Source organism: Streptococcus cristatus AS 1.3089 (assembly GCF_000385925.1).
Taxonomy (GTDB): Bacteria; Bacillota; Bacilli; order Lactobacillales; family Streptococcaceae; genus Streptococcus; species Streptococcus cristatus_B.
In genome coordinates this window covers 1,818,797-1,838,609 of sequence record NC_021175.1, presented here as the reverse complement: position 1 = coordinate 1,838,609, position 19,813 = coordinate 1,818,797, and the positions used below count along the sequence as shown (strand labels likewise).

The 19,813-nt window shown below is 45.4% G+C and carries 20 protein-coding genes; 15 read left to right on the top strand and 5 right to left on the bottom strand.

The window, feature by feature from the left end; all coding sequences use genetic code 11:
- Nucleotides 1-6: 6 nt before the first annotated feature.
- Both I872_RS09080 and purH read left to right on the top strand, forming a co-directional pair.
- On the top strand, nucleotides 7-714 hold the full coding sequence (locus I872_RS09080; RefSeq protein ID WP_015605800.1) for a suppressor of fused domain protein: 708 nt from the start codon (nucleotides 7-9) through the stop codon (nucleotides 712-714).
- 41 nt (nucleotides 715-755) lie between these two features.
- Entirely contained in the window at nucleotides 756-2,303 is a 1,548-nt protein-coding gene (gene purH, locus I872_RS09075; RefSeq protein ID WP_015605799.1) for a bifunctional phosphoribosylaminoimidazolecarboxamide formyltransferase/IMP cyclohydrolase, read from the top strand.
- A gap of 119 nt (nucleotides 2,304-2,422) precedes the next feature.
- On the opposite strand, the gene I872_RS09070 is transcribed toward purH, so the two are convergent.
- Nucleotides 2,423-2,722 (bottom strand): YbaB/EbfC family nucleoid-associated protein, encoded by a 300-nt coding sequence (locus I872_RS09070; RefSeq protein WP_015605798.1) that lies wholly within the window; start codon nucleotides 2,720-2,722, stop codon nucleotides 2,423-2,425.
- Between the two features lie 169 nt (nucleotides 2,723-2,891).
- Between I872_RS09070 and I872_RS09065 the strand changes: the two genes are divergently transcribed.
- Complete coding sequence (locus I872_RS09065) at nucleotides 2,892-3,305, top strand: hypothetical protein (RefSeq protein WP_015605797.1); 414 nt, start codon at nucleotides 2,892-2,894, stop codon at nucleotides 3,303-3,305.
- A gap of 39 nt (nucleotides 3,306-3,344) precedes the next feature.
- Here I872_RS09065 and I872_RS09060 read toward each other — a convergent pair whose 3' ends face one another.
- Nucleotides 3,345-5,633, bottom strand: a complete 2,289-nt coding sequence (locus tag I872_RS09060; protein WP_015605796.1) for a Xaa-Pro dipeptidyl-peptidase — start codon at nucleotides 5,631-5,633, stop codon at nucleotides 3,345-3,347.
- Between the two features lie 102 nt (nucleotides 5,634-5,735).
- Here I872_RS09060 and gla point away from each other — a divergent pair, with 102 nt between their 5' ends.
- The 11 genes from gla (at nucleotide 5,736) to I872_RS09005 (ending at nucleotide 14,489) form a co-directional block, all read left to right on the top strand.
- Nucleotides 5,736-6,632: an aquaglyceroporin Gla gene (gla, locus tag I872_RS09055; protein ID WP_015605795.1), complete on the top strand. Its 897-nt coding sequence runs from the start codon at nucleotides 5,736-5,738 to the stop codon at nucleotides 6,630-6,632.
- Nucleotides 6,633-6,978: 346 nt separating this feature from the next.
- On the top strand, nucleotides 6,979-7,716 hold the full coding sequence (locus tag I872_RS09050) for a CppA N-terminal domain-containing protein (protein ID WP_015605794.1): 738 nt from the start codon (nucleotides 6,979-6,981) through the stop codon (nucleotides 7,714-7,716).
- Nucleotides 7,713-8,645: a serine hydrolase domain-containing protein gene (locus tag I872_RS09045; protein ID WP_015605793.1), complete on the top strand. Its 933-nt coding sequence runs from the start codon at nucleotides 7,713-7,715 to the stop codon at nucleotides 8,643-8,645. The genes I872_RS09050 and I872_RS09045 overlap by 4 nt, the downstream gene beginning before the upstream one ends.
- 179 nt (nucleotides 8,646-8,824) lie before the next feature.
- Entirely contained in the window at nucleotides 8,825-9,703 is an 879-nt protein-coding gene (gene mvk, locus I872_RS09040; RefSeq protein WP_015605792.1) for a mevalonate kinase, read from the top strand.
- Nucleotides 9,685-10,632, top strand: a complete 948-nt coding sequence (mvaD, locus tag I872_RS09035) for a diphosphomevalonate decarboxylase (protein ID WP_015605791.1) — start codon at nucleotides 9,685-9,687, stop codon at nucleotides 10,630-10,632. Before mvk ends, mvaD begins: the two co-directional genes overlap by 19 nt.
- A complete protein-coding gene (locus I872_RS09030) occupies nucleotides 10,622-11,641 on the top strand; it encodes a phosphomevalonate kinase (protein ID WP_015605790.1) in 1,020 nt (339 codons plus the stop codon). The genes mvaD and I872_RS09030 overlap by 11 nt, the downstream gene beginning before the upstream one ends.
- Nucleotides 11,625-12,629 carry a type 2 isopentenyl-diphosphate Delta-isomerase gene (fni, locus tag I872_RS09025; protein ID WP_015605789.1) on the top strand — a complete coding sequence of 335 codons (1,005 nt, stop codon included), beginning with the start codon at nucleotides 11,625-11,627 and terminating at the stop codon, nucleotides 12,627-12,629. Before I872_RS09030 ends, fni begins: the two co-directional genes overlap by 17 nt.
- Before the next feature lie 176 nt (nucleotides 12,630-12,805).
- Complete coding sequence (gene rpsF / locus I872_RS09020) at nucleotides 12,806-13,096, top strand: 30S ribosomal protein S6 (RefSeq protein WP_015605788.1); 291 nt, start codon at nucleotides 12,806-12,808, stop codon at nucleotides 13,094-13,096.
- 11 nt (nucleotides 13,097-13,107) lie between these two features.
- Nucleotides 13,108-13,602: a single-stranded DNA-binding protein gene (locus I872_RS09015; protein WP_015605787.1), complete on the top strand. Its 495-nt coding sequence runs from the start codon at nucleotides 13,108-13,110 to the stop codon at nucleotides 13,600-13,602.
- A 40-nt stretch (nucleotides 13,603-13,642) separates the two neighbouring features.
- A complete protein-coding gene (rpsR, locus tag I872_RS09010; RefSeq protein ID WP_000068664.1) occupies nucleotides 13,643-13,882 on the top strand; it encodes a 30S ribosomal protein S18 in 240 nt (79 codons plus the stop codon).
- A 97-nt stretch (nucleotides 13,883-13,979) separates the two neighbouring features.
- A complete protein-coding gene (locus I872_RS09005) occupies nucleotides 13,980-14,489 on the top strand; it encodes a GNAT family N-acetyltransferase (protein WP_015605786.1) in 510 nt (169 codons plus the stop codon).
- A gap of 30 nt (nucleotides 14,490-14,519) precedes the next feature.
- Here I872_RS09005 and I872_RS09000 read toward each other — a convergent pair whose 3' ends face one another.
- Both I872_RS09000 and I872_RS08995 read right to left on the bottom strand, forming a co-directional pair.
- A complete protein-coding gene (locus tag I872_RS09000) occupies nucleotides 14,520-15,194 on the bottom strand; it encodes a DUF1129 domain-containing protein (RefSeq protein ID WP_015605785.1) in 675 nt (224 codons plus the stop codon).
- The gene (locus tag I872_RS08995; RefSeq protein WP_015605784.1) at nucleotides 15,176-16,156 is read right to left on the bottom strand and encodes a magnesium transporter CorA family protein; all 981 of its coding nucleotides are present in this window, start codon (nucleotides 16,154-16,156) and stop codon (nucleotides 15,176-15,178) included. Before I872_RS08995 ends, I872_RS09000 begins: the two co-directional genes overlap by 19 nt.
- Nucleotides 16,157-16,278: 122 nt before the next feature.
- On the opposite strand from I872_RS08995, the gene uvrA reads away from it, so the two are divergent.
- Nucleotides 16,279-19,104, top strand: coding sequence for an excinuclease ABC subunit UvrA (gene uvrA, locus I872_RS08990; RefSeq protein ID WP_015605783.1), 2,826 nt, complete (start codon nucleotides 16,279-16,281; stop codon nucleotides 19,102-19,104).
- Between the two features lie 114 nt (nucleotides 19,105-19,218).
- Here uvrA and I872_RS08985 read toward each other — a convergent pair whose 3' ends face one another.
- Complete coding sequence (locus I872_RS08985; RefSeq protein WP_015605782.1) at nucleotides 19,219-19,674, bottom strand: universal stress protein; 456 nt, start codon at nucleotides 19,672-19,674, stop codon at nucleotides 19,219-19,221.
- Nucleotides 19,675-19,813 lie beyond the last annotated feature (139 nt).

The window sequence follows — 19,813 nt, the reverse complement described above, 5'->3', positions numbered from 1 at the left end:
AAATTTATGGGGTTGTTTGATTTTTTTAAGAAGAAATCTTCTGATGAAGAGAAGTCAACGAAAGATGAAGACAAGATTGTTATTAAAGTTGAAAATACAGATGATAGCGCTCCAGGATGGGAAGCGATTGATGCAGAATTTATTCGTTTATACCCTGATCAGCCCAGTCCTCTTCATTATGGAACAGTTATCAAGTATATGCTAGGCGGTCCAGACCCGCTTGATGGCATCAGTGTTTATGATGCAAGAGATTTTTGGCATTTTGTGAGTTATGGCTTGTCAGAATTATATACCAAAGAAAGCAAAGACCCTGAATACAGTGGTTATGGGATTGAATTAACGTTTAAGTTAAAGAAATCAGATAATGACGAAGAAGAAATTAATAATGGCTGTGGTTTGCTACAGTATGTGGCAAGATATATTTTTAAAACGGGTAAAGTGGTTTTGCCAGAAGAATACATCTATACCAAGCAAACGGTAGGAATTGATGCCCAACAGAAATCTAATTTGACAGGCTTTCTGACTGCTCGTGATAATCTAGCTAAGCCTCTAGATACTCCGCATGGAAAAGTGGAATTTGTAACCTTAATTGGTGCAACAGACGCCGAACTGCGAAGTATTTATGAAAGTGAGACAAGTAAGCTGGAGGTCAGAAAACTGTTAAAAGAACTTGGGAATCAGCTTACAGACTATAATCGCCAGTCTTTGGTTTAAATGATGTGAAAGCACCTCTTGATACAATGAAAGGAAATAACATGACTAAACGCGCCTTAATCAGCGTCTCAGACAAAGCGGGCATTGTTGAATTTGCCCAAGAACTTAAAAAACTCGGTTGGAAGATTATCTCGACAGGTGGGACCAAGGTTGCCCTTGATAATGCTGGGGTGGAGACCATTGCGATCGATGATGTGACTGGTTTCCCAGAAATGATGGACGGCCGTGTCAAGACCCTTCATCCAAATATCCACGGTGGGCTCCTAGCTCGTCGTGACTTGGATAGTCACCTAGAAGCAGCTAAGGACAATAAGATCGAGCTCATCGACCTTGTAGTTGTCAATCTTTATCCTTTCAAGGAAACGATTCTCAAACCAGACGTGACTTACGCTGACGCGGTGGAAAACATCGATATCGGTGGGCCATCTATGCTTCGATCAGCAGCGAAGAACCATGCCAGCGTGACAGTTGTAGTAGATCCTGCTGACTATGAAGTGGTGCTTGACGAATTGGCAGCAAATGGCGAAACAAGTTACGAAACGCGTCAACGTTTGGCAGCCAAGGTTTTCCGTCACACAGCGGCCTATGATGCCTTGATTGCAGAGTATTTCACAGCTCAAGTGGGAGAAAGCAAGCCTGAAAAACTGACCTTGACCTATGACCTCAAACAAGCTATGCGCTACGGGGAAAATCCTCAGCAGGATGCGGATTTCTACCAAAAAGCCTTGCCGACAGATTACTCCATTGCATCAGCAAAACAGCTCAACGGTAAGGAATTATCCTTCAACAATATCCGTGACGCTGATGCCGCTATCCGTATCATCCGTGACTTCAAAGACCGTCCGACCGTTGTAGCTCTCAAACACATGAATCCGTGCGGTATCGGTCAGGCTGATGACATCGAGACTGCTTGGGACTACGCTTATGAGTCTGATCCGGTGTCTATCTTCGGTGGAATTGTCGTTCTTAACCGTGAAGTGGACGCTGCGACTGCTGAGAAGATGCACGGAGTTTTCCTTGAAATCATCATCGCTCCAAGCTATACGGATGAGGCGCTAGCCATTTTGACCAATAAAAAGAAAAACTTGCGTATCCTAGAATTGCCATTTGATGCCCAAGACGCTAGCGAAGTGGAAGCAGAATACACAGGTGTAGTAGGTGGACTTCTCGTGCAAAACCAAGACGTGGTCAAAGAAAGCCCAGCTGACTGGCAAGTGGTGACCAAACGCCAGCCAACCGAGACAGAAGCGACTGCTCTTGAGTTCGCTTGGAAGGCTATCAAGTACGTCAAATCAAACGGAATCATCGTAACCAACGACCACATGATACTTGGGGTAGGTCCAGGTCAAACCAACCGTGTGGCTTCTGTTCGCATTGCCATTGAACAAGCCAAAGACCGCCTTGACGGCGCTGTGCTCGCTTCCGATGCCTTCTTCCCATTTGCGGATAATGTGGAAGAAATCGCCAAAGCAGGAATCAAAGCCATCATCCAGCCAGGTGGCTCCGTTCGTGACCAAGAATCCATTGAAGCAGCAGACAAATATGGCTTGACCATGATCTTCACGGGAGTGAGACATTTTAGACATTAAGAAGATTTATATTGGAGAAAATGCTGAGACTTTTTCTCCAATTTTTTGCGCAAAAAAACTCCCGAAAGGATGAATGAACCATCTTTTTGGGAGTTGAATTTTATAAGGACTTAACAGAATTAGAAAGAAAGTCCACTTTGGAAAGCGCTGAGTTTTTGTTTAGCTACTTCGTTGATTTGATCGATAGCAGCATTGATAGCTTGGCTAGTCAAATCAGATAGAGTTTCCATATCTTCTGGGTCTACGATAGCAGGCTGAAAGTCAATTTTGACAACCTTTTTATCACCAGTAAGAGTTGCTACAACTAAATCTTGGCTAGATTTTCCAACAAATTCAGTTGCGGCTAATTCTGCTTGAGCAATGTCCATCTCTTTTTTAAGTTTTTGGGCTTGCTTCATCATGTTTTGCATATTCATCATAAGATTTTCTTTCCTTTCTCTCGCAAGGGCTGATCCCCTTGGTAATCTTCACTCTTCAATTATATCATTTTTTGGAAAAGTGGCAAGAAGAACATTTTTAGAAGGTTTGACAAAGATTTAGCATTTATAGTAGAATGGTCATGAATCTATATACCAAGGAGAAGACAACTTGAAAAATAAGAAGATAAAAGGCTTGCTGTTGGTAGTTCTCTCATCCCTCTTCATCTTAATCGGCTGTAGTGGCAGCCCTAAAATTCAGGGGAAATGGAATGTTCAGGATGTTAGAGGTGAGCAAACTACAATTGAAATAAAAGACAAGACCATCATTGTCAACGAAGAAGAGTATAAGTATACTCAAAATGCTATTGGTTTTAAAAATGGGGTGAGTTATTATGGCCTGACTCGGAAAGATAATGGCAAAAAATTTTCTATCGTCTTTCCTGAGAAAGATAAAAATGTTGCTATTATGCTAATTCCTGATTCAGACGATGACTATCTTACAGGTAGTATGCTCTTTGCTATGCATCGCAAGGAAAAGCCAGATTATAAAAAATATGCGGAGAAATATTTCAATCTAAAATAAGAGAAAAAGGCGCTGAATTTCAGCGTCTTTTAGGTTTTATTAAAGTGATGTCATGGTCGGCAAGTCTAGACTAGATTGTTCTAGGTCAATTGTCAACTGATAATCAGTCTTATCACGGACGGTGTGTTCGAAGTCAGTGGTGTAGAGGACGAGGCGGAGTTGGTCGCCTTTTTTCATCTTGTAGATAGTTGGTTGCAGCTCAAAGCTACATTCCATCCATTGGTCAGGGGCAACTTCTTCGACCGTCAGCAAGTCTGTCCGATTTTGCAGGTTGAGGAAGCCTTCGGTGATGACACGGTGTGGTGTTTCAGTAAAAGGCAGCTCAAGTAGATTATCCAGCATATAGTAGCGACCATTGTCCATGACTCTAGGCTCAAGCGGTGTCGGAATTGGAGTGAGACGTTTGGCTGGTCCAAAGTCCAGTAGCTGGGCGGAAATCAGGCCCTTGTCCGTGCTGGATTTAAGGCGCAGTTTGAGCTGGGTGGCTCCGTTGAGGAAGAGGTCTTCTTCCAAAGTCCAATCCAGAGTAATCTGGTTGCCCTTGCCGTCAAAGAGTTCGTTTTTAAAGCTTTGGTAGTTTTTGGCAAAACGATTGTAGTCTTCTTCTGAATACTGATTTTGAATCTTTTGAGTGCCTTTACCTAGTTGGAAATGAGCGTAGTTCTTCTGACCACCAAAGTCCTCCAGAGTCAGCCAGTTTTGGGCTTGGCTGTTGTCCTGCCAGATGACTGGCGGTAGTTCAAAGTCTGAAGCATGGCCCAGTAGTTTCTTGCTGAGAAGGGCATTCATGGCTTCGCGGAAGTCAATGGACTGCCAGTTGTTCATGTAAACATGGGCTCCATTGTGGAGGAAGAGGTGTTTTTTGATGTGAGATGGCAGAGCTCGGAACATATTATAGACATGGAGAGGCTTAACGTTCCAGTCTTGAGAGCCATGGGTGAAGACGACTTCGGCTTTGACCTTATCTGTATGGAGCAGGTAGTTGCGGTCATGCCAAAATTGATTGTAATCTCCGGTTTGCCGGTCTAGGTCTTTGCGCTGTTGCTCTAGGCTCTGCTGATAAGCATCATTATGACGCAGGTAGTCACCAGCCCTCAGGTTGCGGGAGTAGGTCAGTTCAGTCAGGGATTCAAAATCCTCTCCTGGGTAACCTCCGGGACTAGTGACGAGACCGTTTTCGCGGTAGTAGTTGTACCAAGAAGAAATCCCAGCTTCGGCGATAATGACTTCCAAACCATCTACACCAGTCGTTGCCAATCCGTTGGACATGGTGCCCAGATAAGAAATGCCGGTCGTTGCGACTTTGCCGTTTGACCAAGTGGCCTTGATTTCCCGCTGGCGCGTGTGGTCAGTGAAGGCTCGGCAGCGGCCGTTGAGCCAGTCGATGACATTCTTGTAGGCCTCGATCTGCTGATAGTCGCCGCTGGTCATTAGGCCCTGAGAATCTTTAGTTCCTACGCCAGACACGTAGAGATTAGCAAAGCCGCGGGGCAGCAAGTAGTCATTGAGGGTGTAGGTGCCGATATGACCTAATTTTTCCTCGGCTTCAGAGACTTCTTGGGCAGGAGTTGTCGAATCCAGTTGGAGCAATTTAAGCTCAGGATCTTGTACAGTGATGTGATGTGGCTCTTTTTTTACTAAGTCCACATTCATATCATGGAGAGCCTTGTCGCTGGCCGGATCGTTGGTTCCCTGATGATAAGGAGAAGCGGTCATGACAGCAGGGATTTGCCCTTGGTAACGAGGACGGATAATGCTAACTTTGACCAGATCTGGCAGGCCATCTCCATCAGTATCAACTCGGCTTTCAACATAAACCACCTCACGGATGGCATCATGGCTGGAAAAGGTTGCCAAGCTCTTACCGTTGAAGTAGTGGTGGGTATTTTCCTCGGGAATCAATCCCTCGCTGACCAGCTTATCAACAAGCAAATTGCCATTCTTTGTTCGAGTGTTGAGCAACTGGTAGAGGTTTTCTAGCAGATTGCCGTAGACAATAGGGAAGTCGCTTTCTGTTCGGAATTTCTCAAGATCGGTGAAATCAACAAAAGGGACAAAGTCCAAGAGCTGAAAGGCAGTCATATAGAAGACCTCAGCTGTTAGTTCGCGGTCTGACTCGAAGAAGGTCAACAAGTCAGTTTCGCTATCAGCGGCCCAAGCTCGAAGCAAGTAGTCGGTATCCTGATAGAGAAAGAAACAGCGTCGTAGAAAGCTTTGGAGATTGTCTTTATCAGAAAGGTGCGGCTCATAAACAAAGCCCAAGTCGGCTAATTCTTGGCGCATGGTGTCTGGATTTGTCTTGCGATAACTATACTGATTGAAGCGCATATTTTTCCCTCTTTTTCTTATTTTTGTTTAAAATGACCTTTACATTATCCATTATACTTGATAAAATATAGATTGTCTAAAAAATTTTAAAGGAGAAATTAGATGGATTTCAGTTGGGCTATTAAATATGCCACGGAATTTTTAGGGACAGCTATCCTTATTATTTTGGGGAATGGTGCTGTTGCCAATGTTGAATTAAAAGGAACTAAAGGTCATCAAAGTGGCTGGTTAGTCATTGCCGTTGGTTACGGTATGGGGGTTATGATTCCAGCTCTGATGTTTGGAAATACCTCAGGTAACCACATCAACCCTGCTTTTACTTTAGGGCTTGCAATTAGCGGTTACTTCCCATGGGCTCAGGTAGCTCCTTATATTATTGCTCAAGTTTTGGGTGCTATCTTCGGACAGGCTTTGGTCGTAGCGACACACCGCCCTTACTACTTGAAAACAGAAAATCCAAACAATATCTTGGGTACTTTCTCAACCATTTCAAGCCTAGATCACGGAACAGCTGAATCTCGTAAAGCAGCAACAATCAATGGCTTTATCAATGAGTTTGTTGGTTCATTTGTTCTTTTCTTTGCAGCGATGGGCATGACTAAACTTCACTTCGGTGCGGAATTGAAGGTTCTTATCGAGAAGAATGTACAACAACAAGCTCTTCAAGCAGCTCAAGCTGGTCAAAAAGTAGCAGAATCGGATGTTCAAAGTCTGATTCATAATACATTTGCACAAGCAACAAATGGATCATCTGCTGTTGCTCACTTGGCGCTTGGTTTCCTTGTTATGGCCTTGGTAACTTCAGTTGGAGGCCCTACTGGACCAGGTCTTAACCCAGCCCGTGACCTTGGACCTCGTATCCTGCACTTTATCTTGCCAAAATCAATCCTTGGTGAACACAAGGGTGATTCAAAATGGTGGTATTCTTGGGTACCAGTTGTGGCACCAATTCTTGCAGGTATCACAGCAGTAGCTTTGTTTAAAGCAATTTACGGATAATATCTATCGAAGAGAGTGGGACAGAAATGGGGAATTCGTTAGAATTCGATTTCGTTGTCCCACCTCCGCACAGTTGAGTAGGGCTGTAAAAGCTGATGAAATCAGCGTAATAGAGCCCACTCAACCACTGCGTCTTGCTCGATAATCCAAAGACAATTGAGAGGCTAGGACTTTTGTCCCAGCCTCTTTTTTGTCAACCTTTGAGTAGTGGGGAATTACCATATATTTTATACTTTTTGACTTGTTTAATTAGGATAGTGGAAATGTTCTGAAAATTGTTGGATTGCGCATAATTTCTTGTAAAAAATATGAAAATCTATTACAATAAAATGGTTCGGAGGAAGTTATGAGTGTAAATCATGTGGCAAGAATCGTTCCAGTAATAAAAGTAAATAATCGGAACCTAAATCAAGATTTCTATGTTAAAACGCTGGGGATGAAATCCCTATTAGAAGAAGGAGCCCAGTTGTCTTTGGGCGATCAAACCAGAACAGAAAGATTGGTTTTAGAAGAATCTCCAAGCATGCGCTCTCGTCGAGTTAAAGGAGCAAAGAAATTGGCTCGCTTAGTAATCAAGGTGGCAAAAGTGGCAGAAATTGAGGCTTTGCTGGCTCGAGGAATCCAAATTGACAATTTGTATCGTGGGGAGAAAGGATATGCTTTTGAAGCGATTTCCCCAGAAGGTGATCGTATCTTGCTCCATGCGGAAGAGAAGTTGACTTGTCTGCAACCAGTCCAAGAAACTCCTGCATTTGAAGTGCAGGACGATTTTATCGGCTTGAGTCAATTTGAAGTGGAAAAGATCGAGCTTCGTGCTCCAGATTTGCAGGCTGTCAAGGACTTCTATCAGCCAGTAAGCAATGTCTTGGATTTCCTAGATGTACAGGAAGCCCAAGGAGAAGATTTGACAGCTGATAATACGAAAACTTGGGATTTGGCCATGCTCAAATGTTTGGTGGCGGACTTTGATGTGGAACAACTGTCATCGATTTTTGCGACACAGGAGTTTTTTGTCCCTAAATCTAAAAAATTCTTGGTCAGCCAAGATCAAAGTAATATTGAACTATGGTTTGAGCAACTATGACCCAGCGGATTTTAGAAAAGATAGATCAGCAGCTTGCTGCGGGGCTTTATCCTGGGGCTAGTTTGTCTCTTTATCGAGATGGGCACTGGCAGAGTTTCTATCTGGGCTTGGCAGACCCAGCCAATCAATCAGTAACGCGAGCAGGTCTGGTTTATGATCTAGCCAGTGTCAGCAAGGTTGTCGGAGTAGGGACCTTGGTGGCATTTCTGTTTCAGAGTGGTGACTTGGATATAGATGCGCCTTTGCGGCGATATTATCCTGCCTTTCATGATGATCGGGTGACCCTGCGCCAGCTTTTGACCCATACTTCTGGGCTCGATCCCTTTATTCCCAATCGGGACAAGCTCAATGCTCAAGAATTAAAGGCGGCTCTCAATAGCTTGACAGTGCGGGATGATAAAACCTTCCATTATACAGATGTCAACTTTCTCCTGCTGGGCTTTATGCTGGAGGAGATCTATGGGGAGGATTTGGACAGGTTATTTGCAGAAAAGATTTTTCAGCCATGGGCGATGCGGAAAACTAGCTTTGGACCAGTAGCTTCTGCGGTTCCGACTGTTCGTGGTGTTAAAGCGGGTGTGGTTCATGATCCCAAAGCGCGTGTCTTAGGCCAGCATGCTGGGAGTGCCGGGCTTTTTTCAACGCTTGAGGATTTGCAGATCTTTTTAGAGCATTATTTGCAGGATGAATTTGCAGAGAAATTGAGCCAAAACTTTGCTTCAGAGCCGGGCAAGACACGCAGTCTGGCTTGGAATTTGGAGGGGAAATGGCTGGATCATACTGGCTATACGGGTACTTTTATCATGTACAATCGGGCGGAGCAGAAAGCTGCAATCTTTCTGTCCAATCGCACCTATGAGAAGGATGAACGTGCCCAATGGATTTTAGACCGCAATGAACTGATGGATTTAATCAGGAAAGAGTGGTAGTGGCCGCCCTACCGAAGCTAAAGGCCAGTCACTGATGATGAAATAGGATAGAACTCCGGCACTTGCTTGGAGTTTTTGACTGTTCGACTTGCCTTGGCCGATCAAAACAGGAAAAAATCGCTTTTTTTCCAAAAGTATATTAAAATATAGAAGATAGAAGGAAGAAATAGAGAGAAAGTATGACGAAAGAGAAGGGTGTCGGCAGGGCACATAGCAAGATTATTCTGATGGGGGAGCATTCGGTGGTCTATGGCTATCCAGCCTTGGCTTTGCCTCTCAACAATATCGAAGTGACTTGTCAGGTATTCCCTTCTGAGAAGCCTTGGACTCTCTACGAGCAAGATACCTTGTCCATGGCTGTATTTGCCTGTCTGGAGCACTTAGGGAAGCAAGGCGCTCAGATTCGTTGTCAAGTGGATTCTATGGTGCCAGAAAAACGGGGCATGGGTTCGTCTGCTGCTGTCAGCATTGCAGCCATTCGTGCGGTTTTTGACTACTTCGAAGAAGCCTTGGATCATGAGACACTGGAAATTCTGGCCAATCGGGCAGAGATGATTGCCCATATGAATCCTAGCGGTCTAGATGCCAAGACCTGCCTTAGTGATGTAGCTATCAAGTTTATCCGTAATGTCGGATTTTCAGAAATTGAGCTAGATTTGGGCGCTTATCTGCTGATTGCGGATACGGGTATTCACGGACATACGCGGGAAGCCATCAAAAAGGTAGAAAGCTTGGGTCAGGAGGCTCTGCCCCTTTTACAGGAGTTGGGAAATCTGACAAAAATCGTTGAAAAGGCGATCCAACTCAAGGATTTGCTGACGATGGGACAGGCCATGACCAAGGCGCACGGCAAACTGGCCCAGTTGGGAGTTTCCTGCCAGCTATCTGATGACTTGGTCGAGCAGGCGCTTGAAAATGGAGCTCTCGGAGCTAAAATGAGCGGCGGCGGCCTAGGTGGCTGTGTAATTGTGCTAATAAAAGAAAAGAAAGAGGCGGAAGATCTAGCCCGTCTTTTGAGAGAGAAAGGAGCCAGCAATATATGGATAGAAAGTCTGTAAGTGTCAAGTCTTACGCCAATATTGCTATTGTCAAGTATTGGGGCAAGGCGGATGCCGAGCGGATGATTCCTGCTACCAGCAGTATTTCCTTGACTTTAGAAAACATGTACACCCAAACCCAGTTAAGTCCGCTTGCGGCTGAGGCTGCTGGCGATGAATTTTATATCGACGGGCAACTGCAAAGCCCAGAAGAGCATGCCAAAGTCAGTCGAATTATTGATCGTTTTCGGACGGAGCCAAATGATTGGGTTCGGATTGACACCAGTAACAATATGCCTACAGCGGCAGGTTTATCCTCTAGTTCCAGCGGCTTATCTGCTCTGGTCAAGGCTTGTGATGCTTATTTTGGAACTCATTACAGTACCGAGGAGCTGGCCCAGTTGGCCAAGTTTGCTTCAGGTTCGTCAGCCCGCTCCTTTTTTGGTCCTTTGGCAGCATGGGACAAGGATAGCGGAGCAATTTATCCTGCGCAAACCGACCTGAAGCTAGCCATGATTATGTTGGTGCTTCATGATGAGAAAAAGCCGATTTCTAGTCGACTCGGTATGCAAGTTTGTGCTGAAACTTCCAAAAATTTTCAAGCTTGGATTGACCAGTCAGCTCAGGATTATCAGGATATGATGGCCTACCTAAAGGATAATGATTTTGAGAAAGTTGGGCAGTTGACCGAGGAGAATGCCTTGCGGATGCATGCAACGACAGAGACAGCTACGCCTCCATTTACTTATCTGACAGAGGAAAGCTATGCTGCGATGGACTTTGTTCGCCAGCTCCGAAGCCAGGGGCATCGTTGCTATTTCACCATGGACGCTGGTCCTAATGTCAAGGTTCTCTGTCTTGAAGAGGACTTGGAAGACTTGGTGCCCCTCTTTGAGAATCAGTACCGTTTGATTGTCTCCAAAACCAAGGAATTGCCTGATGAAAACTAAGATGCAAGTCCAGACCTGCGGAAAGCTTTATCTAGCGGGAGAATACGCTGTTCTGAGTCCTGGTCATGCGGCTTTGATTAAGAATATTCCCATCTATATGCGGGCAGAGATTGAGGTGGCGGACAGCTATGAGCTGGATTCGGATCTCTTTAGCCACAAAGCCAGTCTAGCACCAGATGCGGACTATGCCTTGATTCAGGAGACCATCCAGCTGATGCATGACTATCTTAGCTTGCTGCAACGCCCATTGCACCCCTTTGCTCTGACGATCAGGGGAAAAATGGGGAAAGACGGTCGTAAGTTTGGGCTGGGCTCTAGTGGCAGCGTGGTTGTCTTGACGATCAAGGCTATGGCTGCCTTTTATCAGCTGAAACTAAGCTCTGACCTCCTCTTTAAACTAGCTGCAGTAGTGCTTCTCAAGCGGGGGGATAATGGCTCCATGGGAGATCTGGCTTGTATTGCTTATGAGCAACTGGTTTATTATCGTTCTTTTGACCGGATGGCAATCCGCCAGCGATTGGCTGACACAAGTCTATTAGAGATTTTGGAGCAAGATTGGGACTATGAAATCAAGCCCATCCAGCCGGCTTTGGCCTGTGATTTTCTGGTTGGCTGGACGAGAGAACCAGCTATTTCTAGTGACCTTGTCAAGCAGGTTAAGTCGGGCTTGAACGAAGATTTCCTGAATCAGACCCAGCTTCAGGTGGATTGCTTGAAAGAAGCCCTTGAGTCTGCTGATAAGACAGCTGTAAAAGATAGCATATCGACTGCCAGCCAGCTTTTAGATAGGCTCAGTTCGCTGATTTACACGGAGAAATTACAGGCCTTAAGAGAGGCGAGTCAGGGCTTGGATTGTGTCGCTAAAAGCAGTGGAGCTGGTGGTGGAGACTGTGGCTTCGCCCTGTCTTTTGCTACCGAAGATAGCCAAACCTTGATCCAACGCTGGCAAGAAGCTGGTCTGGAATTACTCTACCAAGAAAGGATGGGTGCTCATGAGCCAAAGTCGTAAAGATGATCATATCAACTACGCCCTAGAACAGCCGCTTGGCTACAATAGCTTTGATGATATAGAATTGATTCATTGCTCTTTGCCAGCCTATGATTTGGCCGAGATTGATTTATCAACTCATTTCGCTGGTCGTGATTGGGATTTTCCCTTTTATATCAATGCTATGACAGGTGGAAGTCCAAAAGGGCGAGAAATCAATGAAAAACTAGCTAAGGTGGCAGAGGCCTGTGGCATCCTCTTTGTGACAGGTTCTTACAGTGCCGCTCTGAAAAATCCAGATGATGATTCTTATGCTGTGGCAAAGGATAAGTCTAGCCTACTCTTGGCCAGCAATATCGGTCTTGATAAACCAGTAGCAGCAGGCTTGCAGACGGTGTCGGATTTGAAACCTTTGTTTCTCCAGCTACATGTCAATGTCATGCAAGAATTGCTAATGCCTGAGGGAGAGCGGACTTTCAGAGCTTGGAAGCAGCATCTGGAAGCCTATGGAAAAGATTTTCCAGTTCCCCTTGTCCTCAAAGAAGTGGGCTTTGGTATGGATCGGAAGACGATTGAGGAGGCTCAGGCATTAGGTATTTCAACCTTTGATATTTCTGGTCGTGGTGGAACGAGTTTTGCCTATATTGAAAATCGGCGGAGCGGTCAGCGAGACTATCTCAACGGTTGGGGGCAGACCACAGGCCAAGCCTTGCTGGCAGCACAGGACTGGGTGGACAAGGTGGAGCTGCTGGCTAGTGGAGGCATTCGCCATCCTCTAGACATGGTTAAAGCCTTGGTTCTGGGTGCAAAGGCAGTTGGTCTATCTCGGACTATGTTAGACTTGGTTGTAAAACATCCAGTCGAAGAGGTCATTGCTATCGTAAACGGCTGGAAAGAAGAGTTAGGTCTATTGATGTGCGCCTTGTCCTGCCGTAACCTTCAAGAATTAAGATCCGTTCCCTATCTGCTCTATGGCCGCTTAAAAGAAGGAGCTGAACAGGTGCAATAATCACTGGATGCTATGCTTTATCTAGCTGATGAAATGCTTTGGCAGATCATTCAAAGAAAAGCGAAATTTATTCTTGCTATTTGCAAGGAAATCTAGTATAATTATTATTTGTGAGTGAACCTCACTTACCCCTTGCAGCGACTTGGGGTCATTAGACCAAAAGGAGGAACATATCAATGGCTAAATACGAAATTCTTTATATTATTCGTCCAAACATTGAAGAAGAAGCTAAAAACGCTTTGGTAGCACGCTTTGACTCTATCTTGACTGACAACGGTGCAACTGTTGTTGAATCAAAAGACTGGGAAAAACGTCGTCTTGCATACGAAATCCAAGATTTCCGTGAAGGACTTTACCACATCGTTAACGTTGAAGCAAACAACGATGCAGCTCTTAAAGAGTTTGACCGTCTTTCAAAAATCAACGCTGACATTCTTCGTCACATGATCGTCAAACTTGACGCTTAAGAAGGTAAATTATGATTAATAACGTTGTACTTGTGGGACGTATGACCCGTGATGCTGAACTTCGCTATACACCGCAGAACCAAGCGGTCGCAACCTTTACTCTAGCTGTTAATCGCAACTTTAAAAATCAAAGTGGTGAGCGTGAAGCGGACTTTATCAATGTTGTTATCTGGCGTCAGCAGGCAGAAAATCTTGCTAATTGGGCCAAAAAAGGCGCTCTAATCGGAATTACTGGTCGCATTCAGACTCGTAACTACGACAATCAGCAAGGCCAGCGTGTCTATGTCACAGAAGTCGTTGCAGACAACTTCCAGCTTCTGGAAAGTCGTGCAAGCCGTGAAGGGCAGGCTTCAGCTGGCTTTGGTGGCGGTGGCTTCGGTGGAAATTCTGCACCAAGCTATGGAAGTGCTGACTCATTCAACCAAGTACCGAATTTTTCTCGTGATGAAAGCCCATTTGGCAATTCAAATCCAATGGACATTTCAGACGATGATTTACCATTCTAATAATGGACAAAACTAGAACTATAATATAAAGGAGAATAACATGGCTCAACAACGTCGTGGCGGATTCAAACGCCGTAAAAAAGTTGATTACATCGCAGCAAACAAGATTGAATATGTTGATTACAAAGATACTGAGCTTCTTAGCCGTTTCGTTTCAGAACGTGGGAAAATCCTTCCTCGTCGTGTAACAGGAACTTCAGCTAAAAACCAACGTAAAGTAACAACAGCTATCAAACGCGCTCGCGTAATGGCTTTGATGCCTTTCGTAAATGAAGACTAATGAGAGTCCCTGCTTCTAGCAGGGATTTTTGCTATCTTGATGATAGAAAGGGACAGTGCTATAATAGAAGAAACGATCAAGATATGGGAGGATTGCCATGACAGAAGCACTAGCCATCAGGAAGATGTTTTTTGAGGATATTGAAGGCTTATCGAATGCTTTTATCCAGCAAGGCTGGCCTGGCCGGAGAGAGATTTTAAAAAACTACTTTCTGGAGCAAGAGGCGGGTGAGCGCCAAGTTTTGGTGGCGGTTATTAGGGAATCTTTGGCTGGTTACATTACAGTTATTCCATTGGCAAAGCATGGCCCCTTTGCTGGCCTTTATCCTGAGTTAACTGATTTTAATGTTTTTGAAAGTTTCCAAAAGCGAGGAATTGGCACGGCTTTATTGAACAAAGCAGAGCAAGTGGCTCAGAATTATTCAGATGTGATCAGTTTGGGTGTTGGGCTGCATAAAGGCTATGGTCCAGCACAACGACTGTATGTAGGTCGCGGTTATATTCCAGATGGATCAGGAGTTTGGTTTCAAAATCAGCCACTCACCCCCTATGCTTCGTGCGAGAATAACGATGAGTTGGTGTTATACTTTTCAAAAAGAGTAAAATAAAAGAGGTTTATAACCTCTTTTCTATGCTGTTTAATATTTGGCTGGCCCCATGGTTGCACTCTTGATATTGAAGCGTTTCTTGAGGTAGAAACGAAGTGCTAGGGTGATCCCTCCGATGATGGCAACAATGATGTTTGATAAATGCGGGTTGAGAGAGTCGGGTAGTAAGCTAGAACCAACGATTGAAAGGGTCCAAAGAGCAATGGCTACTAGCATGATAAGGATAGATTTGAGTAGATGTGGTCGTTGGCTACGGTCAGTGTCTGGTCCGTAGAAACGGTAAACGAAATGATAGAGGGCGTAGAAAGCGAGACCGCCGACAATACTACCAAAGACAAGTGTCGTCATGCCGTAAACAGAGGGTTTAGAAGATGCTAAATTGACGATGGAAGTCAGAACGGTGAAGAAACCGAAAATGAAGAGGACGGAATCCAGCATCATCCATTTTGGATCATCATTTTGCTTAGGATGCTCGGCATCATAGCGCTCCTTAGCAGTGAGAGAAGATGCCCAGTAAGTTGGTGCCCCATAGAGAGCACGGGCAGGGATACCCTTGGCTTGGTTTTCTAAAATGTTTGGAATGATTTCTTCTAAGATTGCTTTCACTTCTTCATCGGATTTGCCATCTTTGAGGAGTTGATGAGTAGCAATGTGGAGAAATTCCTTATTTTTCTTGGTTAGTTTGTCTAATAATACTTGTGACATGGTGGTCCTTTCTGGTGGTTAGAATAATTTTTATGGAAGAGGTAGAGGGTTAGAGAGCCGCTCAGAGCAAAGGCGATAAACATGATAATCCAGAAGGCATGGGGCTCACCATTTAGAGGTAGTTCATTATCTTTGAAGTTCATCCCATAGGCTGAGAAGAGCATGGTCGGGATGGACATAACAACGGTTACTAAGGCCAGTGTCTTCATGACATTGTTCTGGTTGTTGGAAATGATGGACGCAAAAGTATCTGTCATGCTGTGGAGGATGTTTCCATAAATATCAGCCATCTCAATGGCCTGCTGGGTCTCAATCAGGGTGTCTTCCAGCAAGTCCTCATCTTCCAGATATTTTTTGATATTGCTGGTGGCACTGGTCAATTTTTTGATCACGCGCTCGTTGGTTTTGAGGGAAGCCTTGAAATAGACGATGGTTTTTTCCAACTCCATGAGCTCAATCAGTTCTTCATTTCGAGTCGACTGGTGCAATTGGCTCTCAATCTGCTCGCTCTTACGGTCAATGGAACGCAGGGCCGTCAGATAGAGCTCGGCATTGCGGTAGAGAATCTGAAAGATAAAACGTGATCGCATGAAAGTGTAAAAGTTGCGCAGTTGTCGATTGATGAAAATATCGAGCAGGGGCAATTTTTCCAAGCAGGTCGTGATGATGGCATCTTCCGTGATGATAATACCAAGCGGGATGGTGACATAGTAAGTCTGGTTATTCCGTTCCTCTGTGATGGGCACATCCACGATAATCAAGGTGTAGTCATCTTCGATGGTAACCCGAGACATTTCCTCGGCATCGAGTGGTGCTCGTAAGTCAGCAATATCAATGCCAAAAGCATTTGCGATTTCTAAAGATTCATTCTGGGAAGGATTGACCATATTGATCCAAGTTCCCGATTCAAGTGTATCAATTTCCTTGAATTCGGTTGTTGTTGATAAAAATACTTGTTTCATATCTCCTCCTAGAATCATTTTTAAGCACCGTCTTATTATACTACAAATTCCAGTTTTTTGGGCAAAAGTTTGCAGAAAAATTTGCTATAATAGAGGAAGTTTAAAGGTAAAGTGTGGACTAGATGCAAGATAAAATTGTGATTCATGGAGCGCGAGCTCATAACTTAAAAAATATTGATGTAGAAATTCCGCGGGACAAGCTGGTCGTGGTGACGGGTCTGTCCGGTTCGGGCAAGTCCAGTCTGGCTTTTGACACCCTTTATGCAGAAGGGCAGCGCCGCTATGTGGAGAGTCTATCGGCCTATGCTCGGCAGTTTTTGGGCAATATGGAAAAGCCGGATGTGGACTCGATTGATGGTCTCAGCCCAGCTATTTCCATAGACCAGAAGACGACCAGTAAAAATCCTCGCTCAACAGTGGGAACAGCTACCGAAATCAATGACTACCTGCGCCTGCTCTATGCTCGTGTCGGAACGCCCTACTGTATCAACGGCCACGGAGCTATCAAGGCTTCGTCTGTCGAGCAGATTGTTGACAAAGTCTTGGAATTGCCAGAGCGTCAGCGATTGCAGATTTTAGCGCCAGTCATTCGCAAGAAAAAAGGCCAGCATAAGACCGTTTTTGACAAGATTCAGAAAGATGGTTATGTCCGGGTGCGCGTGGATGGGGATGTCTACGATGTAACGGAAGTGCCAGAGCTATCCAAGAGCAAGCAGCATGATATTGAGGTCGTGGTAGACAGAATTGTCATCAAGGAAGGGGTGCGCAGCCGTCTTTTTGACTCGGTCGAAGCTGCTCTGCGGATTGCTGAGGGTTATGTGGTGATTGACACCATGGACGGTCAAGAACTGCTCTTTTCTGAGCACTATGCCTGTCCAGTCTGCGGCTTTACGGTGCCAGAGCTAGAGCCACGCCTCTTCTCTTTCAATGCACCTTTTGGCTCCTGTCCAGACTGTGATGGTCTGGGGGTTAAGCTGGAGGTGGATCTAGATGTGGTTGTGCCAGAAGCTGGCAAGACCTTGCGCGAAGGAGCGCTAGCGCCTTGGAATCCCATCTCTTCCAACTACTACCCTCAGATGCTGGAGCAGGCCATGGCAGCCTTTGGCATTGATATGGACAAGCCTTTTGAGGAGCTGACTGAGGAAGAGAAGCAATTGATTTTCTTTGGCTCAGATGGGCAGGAGTTCCATTTCCACTATGAAAATGAATTTGGTGGCGTGCGCGATATTGACATTCCTTTTGAGGGGGTTGTCACCAATATCAACCGCCGCTACCATGAAACTAATAGTGATTTTACTCGAACGCAGATGCGGACTTATATGAACGAGCTGACCTGTGCAGCTTGTCATGGTTATCGACTCAGTCCTCAGGCCTTGTCGGTCAAGGTTGGCGGCGAAGATGGCCTGCATATCGGTGAGATTTCAGATCTGTCCATTGCAGATCACTTGGAACAGTTGGAGAAGTTGAGTCTGACTGATAATGAAGCTACTATTGCGCGGCCGATTCTCAAGGAAATTCATGACCGGCTGACCTTCCTTAATAACGTTGGCCTCAATTACCTGACCTTGTCTCGCTCGGCTGGGACTTTATCAGGAGGAGAGAGCCAGCGGATTCGTTTGGCGACCCAGATTGGTTCCAATCTAAGTGGCGTCCTCTATATCCTGGACGAGCCCTCTATTGGCTTGCACCAGCGTGATAATGACCGTCTAATTGCCAGCCTCAAGAAGATGCGTGACCTAGGCAATACCCTCATCGTAGTTGAGCACGATGAGGACACCATGCGGGAGGCTGATTGGCTGATTGATGTGGGACCAGGAGCCGGTGTTTTCGGCGGTGAAATCGTCGCAGCCGGTACTCCTGCGCAAGTAGCTAAGAGTAAGAAGTCTATCACAGGCCAATACCTGTCAGGCAAGCGCGAGATCCCAGTACCATTGGAACGCCGTGTAGGCAATGGACGCTTTATCGAAGTGACAGGTGCTCAGGAAAATAATCTGCAGAATATCACGGCTAGATTCCCCTTGGGTAAATTCATTGCTGTGACAGGAGTTTCTGGGTCTGGTAAGTCAACGCTAGTCAACTCTATCCTTAAAAAGGCCATTGCACAAAAACTCAACCGCAATTCTGCTAAACCAGGTAAGTTCAAGAAAATCAGCGGCATTGAGCATGTGGACCGCTTGATTGATATTGACCAAAGTCCAATTGGCCGGACACCGCGCTCTAATCCGGCTACTTATACTGGAGTCTTTGACGACATTCGCGATCTGTTTGCCAAGACCAATGAAGCCAAGATTCGCGGCTACAAGAAAGGCCGTTTCAGCTTTAATGTCAAGGGCGGTCGCTGTGAGGCCTGCTCGGGTGATGGGATTATCAAGATTGAGATGCACTTCCTGCCTGACGTCTATGTGGCCTGTGAGGTCTGCCACGGCACCCGCTATAATAGCGAGACTCTGGAAGTTCACTACAAGGAGAAGAATATCGCTCAGGTACTGGATATGACGGTCAATGATGCCGTGGAATTCTTCCAGCATATTCCCAAGATTGCCCGCAAACTCCAGACCATCAAGGATGTGGGACTAGGCTATGTGACTCTAGGGCAGCCAGCCACGACCTTGTCAGGTGGTGAAGCCCAGCGGATGAAGCTGGCTAGCGAGCTTCACAAGCGCTCGACTGGTAAGTCCTTCTATATCTTGGATGAGCCGACGACAGGGCTTCATACAGAGGACATTGCGCGTTTGCTCAAGGTTTTAGCTCGCTTCGTGGACGATGGCAATACAGTCCTCGTCATTGAGCACAATTTGGACGTTATCAAGACAGCTGATCATATCATCGACCTAGGACCAGAAGGCGGTGTCGGTGGTGGAACCATCATTGCCACGGGGACACCGGAAGAAGTCGCTGCTAATTCAGCCAGCTATACCGGCCAGTACTTGAAAGGCAAGCTGAAATAATATTGTTATCGTTTTAAAACACAAATCCCTCACGAGGCTAGCCTAATGAGGGATTTTAATTTACAGTTATGAGGGAAGTAGGGAACAGCTATCGCAGCTGCCTACTAGATATTTTTAGAATGTTTTTTCTTTGTCACGAACGACTAGTAAGTCCACTTTCGCGTGGCGGAGGATATATTCGGATGATGATCCGACTAGGAGGCGTTCAAAGGCGTTGAGACCAGTAGCCCCGACCATAATCAAGTCGACCTTGTGTTCGTCAGGGATGTCAGTCGCAAGGAGGGTTTTGGGATTGCCCAATTCAATGACGATATCAACGTATTTAATCCCTGCTTTTTGCGCCTTTTCCTTGTACTCTGTCATCAACTTTTGTGCTTCTTCTTGGAGATCTTCGTAGACCTCAGCGTCGAAGGTTGAAACGCTTTGAAGAGCCCGTGTATCAATTACATGAGCAATCGTCAGGCGAGAAGCATTTCTCAGCGCCACATTGACACCTTTCTCAAAAGCGAGTTCTGCTTCGCGAGAGCCGTCAACAGCGACCATGATATTTTCATATTTTTGTTGAGTCATAAAGCTACCTCCATCTTTTGTCGAATCTTAGATTCGAGTCCTTATGTCTTCACCTATATTGTAAACCTTTTCAGAAAAAAAGTAAAGCTGCAAATGAAATTCAGAAATCAAGTGAAATTATTTTGATGGATAAGTGTAT

Coding starts and splice junctions, on each gene's coding strand:
- I872_RS09080 (WP_015605800.1), top strand. CDS start 7: ATGGGGTTGTTTGATTTTTTTAAGAAGAAATCTTCTGATGAAGAGAAG.
- purH (WP_015605799.1), top strand. CDS start 756: ATGACTAAACGCGCCTTAATCAGCGTCTCAGACAAAGCGGGCATTGTT.
- I872_RS09070 (WP_015605798.1), bottom strand. CDS start 2,722: ATGATGAATATGCAAAACATGATGAAGCAAGCCCAAAAACTTAAAAAA.
- I872_RS09060 (WP_015605796.1), bottom strand. CDS start 5,633: ATGCGCTTCAATCAGTATAGTTATCGCAAGACAAATCCAGACACCATG.
- gla (WP_015605795.1), top strand. CDS start 5,736: ATGGATTTCAGTTGGGCTATTAAATATGCCACGGAATTTTTAGGGACA.
- I872_RS09050 (WP_015605794.1), top strand. CDS start 6,979: ATGAGTGTAAATCATGTGGCAAGAATCGTTCCAGTAATAAAAGTAAAT.
- I872_RS09045 (WP_015605793.1), top strand. CDS start 7,713: ATGACCCAGCGGATTTTAGAAAAGATAGATCAGCAGCTTGCTGCGGGG.
- mvk (WP_015605792.1), top strand. CDS start 8,825: ATGACGAAAGAGAAGGGTGTCGGCAGGGCACATAGCAAGATTATTCTG.
- mvaD (WP_015605791.1), top strand. CDS start 9,685: ATGGATAGAAAGTCTGTAAGTGTCAAGTCTTACGCCAATATTGCTATT.
- I872_RS09030 (WP_015605790.1), top strand. CDS start 10,622: ATGAAAACTAAGATGCAAGTCCAGACCTGCGGAAAGCTTTATCTAGCG.
- fni (WP_015605789.1), top strand. CDS start 11,625: ATGAGCCAAAGTCGTAAAGATGATCATATCAACTACGCCCTAGAACAG.
- rpsF (WP_015605788.1), top strand. CDS start 12,806: ATGGCTAAATACGAAATTCTTTATATTATTCGTCCAAACATTGAAGAA.
- I872_RS09015 (WP_015605787.1), top strand. CDS start 13,108: ATGATTAATAACGTTGTACTTGTGGGACGTATGACCCGTGATGCTGAA.
- rpsR (WP_000068664.1), top strand. CDS start 13,643: ATGGCTCAACAACGTCGTGGCGGATTCAAACGCCGTAAAAAAGTTGAT.
- I872_RS09005 (WP_015605786.1), top strand. CDS start 13,980: ATGACAGAAGCACTAGCCATCAGGAAGATGTTTTTTGAGGATATTGAA.
- I872_RS09000 (WP_015605785.1), bottom strand. CDS start 15,194: ATGTCACAAGTATTATTAGACAAACTAACCAAGAAAAATAAGGAATTT.
- I872_RS08995 (WP_015605784.1), bottom strand. CDS start 16,156: ATGAAACAAGTATTTTTATCAACAACAACCGAATTCAAGGAAATTGAT.
- uvrA (WP_015605783.1), top strand. CDS start 16,279: ATGCAAGATAAAATTGTGATTCATGGAGCGCGAGCTCATAACTTAAAA.
- I872_RS08985 (WP_015605782.1), bottom strand. CDS start 19,674: ATGACTCAACAAAAATATGAAAATATCATGGTCGCTGTTGACGGCTCT.